Annotated in this window: 8 protein-coding genes and 2 pseudogenes; 7 read left to right on the forward strand and 3 right to left on the reverse strand. The window is 43.0% G+C overall.

Features of this window, described 5'->3' with window-relative positions; all coding sequences use genetic code 11:
* From VZ94_RS10540 to ubiA, 3 genes are all read right to left on the reverse strand, one after another.
* The coding region (locus VZ94_RS10540; protein ID WP_204369107.1) for a CBU_0592 family membrane protein at positions 1-262 on the reverse strand (262 nt) is incomplete at its 3' end.
* Between the two features lie 29 nt (positions 263-291).
* Positions 292-930, reverse strand: coding sequence for a dihydroxyacetone kinase subunit DhaL (dhaL, locus tag VZ94_RS10545; protein ID WP_045779207.1), 639 nt, complete (start codon positions 928-930; stop codon positions 292-294).
* A gap of 21 nt (positions 931-951) precedes the next feature.
* A complete protein-coding gene (ubiA, locus tag VZ94_RS10550) occupies positions 952-1,824 on the reverse strand; it encodes a 4-hydroxybenzoate octaprenyltransferase (RefSeq protein WP_045779208.1) in 873 nt (290 codons plus the stop codon).
* A 150-nt stretch (positions 1,825-1,974) separates the two neighbouring features.
* On the opposite strand from ubiA, the gene VZ94_RS10555 reads away from it, so the two are divergent.
* The 7 genes and pseudogenes from VZ94_RS10555 to VZ94_RS33240 all read left to right on the forward strand — a co-directional run.
* A complete protein-coding gene (locus VZ94_RS10555; RefSeq protein ID WP_338040343.1) occupies positions 1,975-2,241 on the forward strand; it encodes an ArsC/Spx/MgsR family protein in 267 nt (88 codons plus the stop codon).
* A 26-nt stretch (positions 2,242-2,267) separates the two neighbouring features.
* The gene (locus VZ94_RS10560; RefSeq protein ID WP_045779209.1) at positions 2,268-2,600 is read left to right on the forward strand and encodes a hypothetical protein; all 333 of its coding nucleotides are present in this window, start codon (positions 2,268-2,270) and stop codon (positions 2,598-2,600) included.
* A gap of 2 nt (positions 2,601-2,602) precedes the next feature.
* On the forward strand, positions 2,603-3,199 hold the full coding sequence (locus VZ94_RS22820) for an AAA family ATPase (protein ID WP_052700434.1): 597 nt from the start codon (positions 2,603-2,605) through the stop codon (positions 3,197-3,199).
* A complete protein-coding gene (locus tag VZ94_RS22825; protein ID WP_052700435.1) occupies positions 3,165-3,617 on the forward strand; it encodes an AAA family ATPase in 453 nt (150 codons plus the stop codon). Before VZ94_RS22820 ends, VZ94_RS22825 begins: the two co-directional genes overlap by 35 nt.
* Positions 3,610-4,281, forward strand: coding sequence for a DUF3226 domain-containing protein (locus VZ94_RS10570; RefSeq protein ID WP_045779210.1), 672 nt, complete (start codon positions 3,610-3,612; stop codon positions 4,279-4,281). Before VZ94_RS22825 ends, VZ94_RS10570 begins: the two co-directional genes overlap by 8 nt.
* Before the next feature lie 34 nt (positions 4,282-4,315).
* Positions 4,316-6,869, forward strand: a pseudogene (gene acnB / locus VZ94_RS10575) (bifunctional aconitate hydratase 2/2-methylisocitrate dehydratase).
* A 286-nt stretch (positions 6,870-7,155) separates the two neighbouring features.
* Positions 7,156-7,453 (forward strand): annotated as a pseudogene (locus VZ94_RS33240) (IS110 family transposase); the annotation flags it as partial.

Below are 7,453 nucleotides of genomic sequence, written 5' to 3' on the forward strand. Positions count from 1 at the left end.
CACAATCACAAGCGCGGAGTAAGCCGACTACACCGACAAGAATCCAAAAAATATTCAAAATGCTGTAAGCAACATCTTTTTTGAGTAATGCACACCAAGACAATAAAATCGCATCTACGGTATTAAAACTCCATACAAACATAAAAGGGCTTTCAGCGCCTAACCAACTGACTAAGGAAAAACTAAAAATCCTCATTAATACACCGATAATCTCTATCAGCCTTATATTGTTGTAAACCAATGAATTAATAAATGGCAGCATGTAATGTTAGTGCTAGAGATTGGACGCGTTTAATCGTCGGTAGTGGATAAAATTCTGACAATGGCGTTGATGATGAGCTGTGTTGTTTTGGCGCCGGCATCAATATGACCTAAGCTACGCTCACCTAGATAAGAAGCGCGGCCTTTTGTTGCGCGCATAGTGCGGGTAGACTCGACGCCTTGCTCAGCAACCGCTACAAGTTCTGGCCATAACTGGGTAAAGTCTTTTGATTGGGCAGCCGCCTCTTTTAAATAGTCCGAAATAGGGACTAAGACATCTAACATGGTTTTTTCGCCTACATCAGATTTACCGCGTTGTTTAACGGCGATAACGGCTTGTTCAAATATGCGAGCAAATTGAGCTAAATCTAATTCCTGTCCGCGCCCAGCTTTGGCGAGGGCAATGAATAACGTGCCTAAAAGAGAGCCTGATGCACCGCCAACTTGAGTCATTAACGTCATGCCGATTTTTTGCCAAGCGCCCGACCAATCCAGTGGTGGATACTCTGAGCTATGTGCTTTTAATGCGGCAATACCCCGTTGTAAATTGCTCACATGATCACCATCACCCAGTGTTTGATCCAATAACGTTATTTCATCCGCATGAGCGTTAATACTCTGCTCAATGGCTTCGATAATCGCAGGTAAATACACTGTAGGGTAAAACATGATAACCTCCCTTTGTTATTATTATTGCAACCAATAGGACAGTGCTAAACCAACAAAGATAGCGATGCCAAACCAATTGCTATTTAAAAATGCTTTAAAACATAAGCTTTTGTCTCTATGGAAAATAAGCTTTTGTTGATAGATTGATAAACTTGCTGCAATAACCAAACCTAAGTCGTAAGGCCAAGTTAGCTGTTTTAAGTGTCCTATCCAAAATAAGAGTCCCAGCATAACGATTTGTAACAGCGCAATGATATGTCTGTCGTATTCGCCAAATAAGATAGCGGTGGACTTAACACCAATTTTCACATCGTCCTCTTTATCGACCATCGCGTACATCGTGTCATAAATTAACGACCATAGTGCAACAGCCGCATATAATAACCAAGCCACTAAAGGTAAGCTATTTATTTGTGCAGCAAATGACATGGGTACGGCCCAGCCAAACGCAAGGCCTAAGTAGGCTTGCGGTAAATGCGTGTAGCGCTTCATAAAAGGATAACTTGCTGCCAAAAATGCGCCAACGAATGACAACATAATAGTTAAGCCATTCAATAATAAGACTAAACCGAAGGCGATTAACGCCAACACACTAAAAACAATCAAAGCCTCCTTAGGACTTACCTTGCCAGCGGCAATAGGGCGTAATTGCGTGCGTTCGACATGCGGGTCGAAATCTCTGTCGGCATAATCATTAATTACGCAACCGGCGGCGCGCATAACAACAACACCGGCACAAATGACGGTTAGCACTAAACCATCGGGATTGCCATCAGATGCCAGCCATAGTGCCCACAGCGCAGGCCATAACAGAATTAAAATACCAATCGGTTTATCAAAACGGGCGAGTAGCCAATATTGCTGCAAGCGGTCTAAAACAAAATCTTTAGTCATGGGTGATTAAGGTCTGAAATCGTAGGGGCTAATGCTATTATAACCTTTTGCTTACCAGCGGGGGCGCTATGACGGTTATTTGTTACCACAATCCACGATGCGGAAAGTCACGCGATACGTTAAAACTATTACAAGACAAAGGCTTAGCAGTTGAAAATTATTGAGTATTTAAAACAGCCGCCTAGCACTGCCGAGTTAGAACACATTTTAGATAAACTAGGCATGGAGCCCCGCCAATTAATGCGTAAGCAAGAGGCCCCGTATAAAGCTAATAACCTGGCTGATACACAGTTAGATAAGGCTACGTTAATTCGCATAATGGTGGAAAATCCAATACTGATTGAACGGCCTATTGTTCTTGCCAATGGCAAAGCCGCTATTGGCAGACCACCGGAAGCGGTGTTGGCTATCTTATAACCTTAACAACAGAGAAGGGGATAACCATGTCGAATTTAACAGAAAAACCGTTAGCGATTGTCGCCGTTTGCACGATAGGTTTAATCAATGCGATTCAAATGCTACAGCTCGTATTCTCACCTATCGCCAAACAGCTTCATGGCATGTATTCTGCTTATTTTATGGTTGCGATTATTGCAAGCTTAACGTGCTTAGCCGGATTATGGTTTATGCGGCGTTGGGCAGCTATTTCCTATGCACTGATTTTGGGCATAAACCAATTAGTGCTTGCTAATATGAAGCTTTGGGAAGTGAGCGCGATGATGATGCCGTTGATTATTGTGGTGTTGTTGGCTAAGTATTATTCGGAGATGAATTAACAGTGCCTATTATTGAAAATTTATATGTCACTCATTTTAAATGCTTCAAGCAATTGGATGTTAAAGGCTTAGGGCAGGTTAATTTAATTGGCGGCAAGAACAATGTAGGCAAGACGGCATTTTTGGAGGCGGTGGAGTTATTTTTGTTACCGAAAAACGCTAATGAATTAATCAAATCAGCTTATGAAGTCTTGAGACGCCGCCAATACCATAAAAGCAGAATACTCGAAATAGACTTAATTTATGATAGTGAATCAAAAATCAGCCTATCATCTGGAGCGAAAAGCTGCTTTATAGAACAAACTCAGGGCATCCTAGCCAGTAACTCATCAACTCTTGAAGAAACGGATGAGATTCTACCTATCGACAAATTGATATTTACAGTCAATAAGGACTCAAGAGAAATAGCAACTGATAAATTAAAAAACCCAGTCAATTCCGGAGCTAAGTCTAGGGTTTATGTTACTTCTGCAAAAACTGATGAACAAGATATAGCTATTTTCTATGCCACACTCATTAATTCCGGTCGAGAAGAATTACTAAATACCGCATTGTCAATTTTTGATGCAAAAATTTTCCGAATTAAAAGTAATTCCTGAAGAAAATGGGGTTATTTTAAAGCTTAAACTAAAGGATAAAACTAATCTTGCTTTATTGTCCTCATTTGGCGAAGGTATCAACCGCTACATCGCCATACTTTGCGCAATCTGGGCTAATAAGGATGGCTTTTTGTTGATTGACGAAATTGAAAACGGTATTCATTACACTAATTACCCAAAACTTTGGGAAATCATTTTTAAAGTCAGCGTAGAAGCTAATTGTCAATTATTCATTACTACTCATTCAAAAGAATGTATTGCCGCATTTAATGATATGCAGTTTGAAGTTACAAACTGCAATGCGCAATATTTCGAGTTCTACAAAAATCTTAAAACCGATTTGATTGTTGCTTCACCCCGTGATAAAGAACAACTGCGCTACGCACTAACCCACGAAGGCAGGGTGCGCGGTGAGTAATAATCTGCTGATTGTTGAAAGTTACAACGATAAGTTCTTTATTGAGCGCTTACAGCGCGAGCTGCGCGACGCAGATTTTTTGGTTGATAAGCCTATCATCAATGATTTTGAGTGTTTAGGTGGATTAACCCAAAAAAGCTTGCAAGATAAATTACAAGAAGTGTCTTTTGATATTGGCAAAAGAGGGCTAAGCAAAATCGGAATCTTAGTCGATGCCAACTCTGTAGGCATCCAAGACCGTGTAGAACTCATTAATAAAGCTATCAAAAGCATAGACCCTAATATGAACATGTTGGCAACCAACACTTGGTATAACAGTGCATCGTTAGATGTTAGCTTTTCTTGCCATATTCTGAATGTTAATGGTTTCGGTGAGCTAGAGACGTTGTTAAAAACCATTAAAAATAAGTCGTCACCTTATGCTGATTGTCTTAACGCTTGGCGAAGCTGCTTAGATAATGCAGATGCTAAGGCCATCGGCGACAAGGATTTCAATAAATTCTGGGTTAATGTCTATCAACGTTATGACGGTTGCAGCAAAGATGACCAAAAACAAGCTGGGCGCAAATGTAATCTTCAAGCAAGCTTAGAAAAAGATTTATGGGACTTTTCCCATTCTGTTTTACACGACCTTAAAGCCTATTTACAGGCGTTTAACAACTAACGCCTGGCTATTTTTTGAATTTTAGGAGCTTAAAATGCTAGACCCATACCGCCAACACGCTGCCGAACGCAACGCCGAGGGCATTCCTCCCAAACCGTTAGATGCCAAACAAACGGCTGAATTATGTGAGTTAATTAAACAACCGCCTGCAGGCGAAGAGGAGTTTATTCTCGACTTACTCGCTAATCGTATTCCGGCTGGCGTCGATGAAGCCGCTTATGTCAAAGCCGGTTTTTTAACGGCGATAGCTAAAGGTGAAGTATCAGCGCCGATTTTAACGCCAGAAAAAGCCACTGAATTATTAGGCACCATGCTAGGCGGTTATAACGTTGCGCCGTTAATTGACTTACTCGATAACGCAGCGCTTGCACCCATTGCCGCGAAAGCTTTAGCGCATACCTTGTTAATTTTCGACGCTTTCCATGATGTTGAAGCCAAAGCCAATGCAGGTAATGCTTTTGCTAAACAAGTTTTACAAGCCTGGGCCGATGCTGAATGGTTTGTCAGTAAACCTGCCGTGCCAGAAAAATTAACGGTGACGGTTTTTAAAGTAACTGGCGAAACTAATACTGATGATTTATCACCGGCACCGGATGCTTGGTCGCGTCCTGACATTCCATTACATGCTAAAGCTATGTTAAAAATGCCGCGCGAAGGGATTACTAATCCGATTGAACAAATTACTACGCTAAAACAAAAAGGCTTCCCTGTGGCTTATGTTGGCGATGTAGTCGGCACTGGCTCCTCGCGTAAATCAGCGACTAACTCGGTGTTATGGCATACCGGTGACGATATTCCGTTTATTCCTAATAAAACGCGAAGGCGGTGTCTGCATAGGCGGTAAAATCGCGCCAATTTTCTTTAATACCATGGAAGATTCTGGCGCATTGCCGTTTGAATGCGATGTGACCAACATGGCAATGGGCGATGTGATTGATATTTACCCTTATCAAGGTGTTGTCAAGCGCCATGATAGCGACGAATTGGTTTGTACGTTCAGTTTAAAAACGGACGTATTGCTAGATGAAGTACAAGCCGGTGGCCGTATTCCGTTGATTATTGGTCGTGGTTTGACGGATAAAGCGCGTAAAGTGCTAGGTCTGCCGGTATCAGACGTATTCCGTCGGCCACAAGCGATGGCAGATAGCGGCAAAGGCTATACGTTGGCGCAAAAAATGGTTGGTCAAGCTTGTGGCGTTGCGGGTATTCGTCCAGGCACCTATTGTGAACCCCACATGACCACAGTCGGTTCGCAAGACACAACAGGGCCTATGACGCGTGATGAATTAAAAGACTTAGCGTGTTTAGGTTTTTCGGCAGATTTAGTGATGCAGTCGTTTTGTCATACTGCGGCCTATCCAAAACCCGTCGATGTCGCCATGCACCACAGTTTGCCGGATTTCATTATGAATCGCGGCGGTGTCTCGTTACGGCCTGGCGACGGGATTATTCATTCTTGGTTAAACCGCATGTTATTACCCGACACCGTAGGCACGGGCGGTGACTCACATACGCGTTTTCCTATTGGCATTTCCTTTCCAGCGGGCTCTGGCTTAGTCGCGTTTGCTGCCGCGACCGGTGTCATGCCGTTGGATATGCCTGAGTCGGTCTTAGTACGGTTTACCGGAACTATGCAACCCGGTATTACGTTGCGTGATTTGGTTAACGCGATTCCTTATGCCGCTATTCAAAAAGGTTTGTTAACCGTTGCTAAACAAGGCAAGAAAAACGTATTTTCAGGCCGCATCTTAGAAATCGAAGGCTTACCGGATTTAAAAGTCGAGCAAGCCTTTGAATTGTCCGATGCATCTGCCGAACGCTCGGCAGGTGGTTGCACGATTAAGCTAAATGAAGCGCCGATACGGGAGTATTTAACGTCTAACATTACCTTGCTGAAATGGATGATAGCCCAAGGTTATGGTGATGCTCGCACGATAGAACGCCGTATTAAAGCGATGCAAGACTGGTTGGCCAATCCGGTGTTATTAGAAGCCGATTCGGATGCGGAATACTATGAAATCATTGAGATTAACATGGACGAGATTAAAGAGCCCTTGTTGGCCTGTCCAAACGACCCCGATGACATTAAACCATTGTCAGAAGTCGCAGGCACGCAGATTGATGAAGTATTCTTAGGCTCGTGTATGACGAATATCGGTCACTTCCGTGCGGCAGGTAAGCTGTTAGAGCAACACAAATCGCAATTGCCTACCCGTTTATGGGTCGTACCACCGACAAAAATGGACCAAAACCAATTAGTCGAAGAAGGCTATTACGGTACGTTCGGTAAAGTCGGCGCTCGTACCGAAATGCCGGGTTGTTCCTTATGCATGGGCAACCAAGCCCGTGTAGCCGATGGCGCGACCGTTGTCTCTACATCCACTCGAAACTTTCCAAACCGGTTAGGCAATGGCGCTAATGTGTTCTTAGCCTCGGCAGAACTGGCCGCTGTGTGTTCATTGTTAGGTCGGATTCCTACCGTTGCTGAATACCTGCAATACGCCGGACAAATCAATTCAAGCGCTGAAGATACTTATCGCTATTTGAATTTTAATTTGATGGATAGCTACCAAGAGACTGTCGCTTAAGTTGTATGAGCTTATGATGCGCTGACGCAAGAAGGCGCATCAATATTTTCCGGTTCAATCTGTATTTCGTTAGTTATGATTGTTTAGCAATCGTGGATAAACGATTCCTTGCTTTACTCAATGCCGCCATAACTTATGCAGTTTAGTTAAGTTGGCAAAGGCTTCTGTGTGTTAACGCGATAAGATGAGCCAAAAAACGCAAAAATAGGATGATGACATGGACTCCTCACTTAGCAAATTGATATAAACTTTGAGTACATAATCTCAAATTATTAAGGAGTTCATCATGGACACAGCAACGCGAACTATAGGCATAGATATAGCAAAAAACATCTTCCACTTAGTGATCCAAGAAAGCGATGGCAGTCTTACGAAAAAGAAACTGAAACGCAAAGAATTGCTTAATTTTATTGCCAATACACCTCGGAGTCTAATCGGTCTGGAAGCCTGCGGCGGAGCACATTATTGGGCGCGGGTTGTGCCAAGTTGGGGCATGAAGCGGTGTTATTAAATGCGCGTTATGTTAAAGGATTTGTGATCGGTAACAAAAACGACTACAACGATGCGATGGCGATTGTCGAAGC

Origin of the sequence: Methylocucumis oryzae, from assembly GCF_000963695.1 — a bacterium.
Taxonomy (GTDB): Bacteria; Pseudomonadota; Gammaproteobacteria; order Methylococcales; family Methylomonadaceae; genus Methylovulum; species Methylovulum oryzae.

Excerpts from the sequence above, each read along its gene's own strand:
- dhaL (WP_045779207.1), bottom strand. The coding sequence starts at position 930 with ATGTTTTACCCTACAGTGTATTTACCTGCGATTATCGAAGCCATTGAG.
- ubiA (WP_045779208.1), bottom strand. The coding sequence starts at position 1,824 with ATGACTAAAGATTTTGTTTTAGACCGCTTGCAGCAATATTGGCTACTC.
- VZ94_RS10560 (WP_045779209.1), top strand. The coding sequence starts at position 2,268 with ATGTCGAATTTAACAGAAAAACCGTTAGCGATTGTCGCCGTTTGCACG.
- VZ94_RS22825 (WP_052700435.1), top strand. The coding sequence starts at position 3,165 with ATGCAAAAATTTTCCGAATTAAAAGTAATTCCTGAAGAAAATGGGGTT.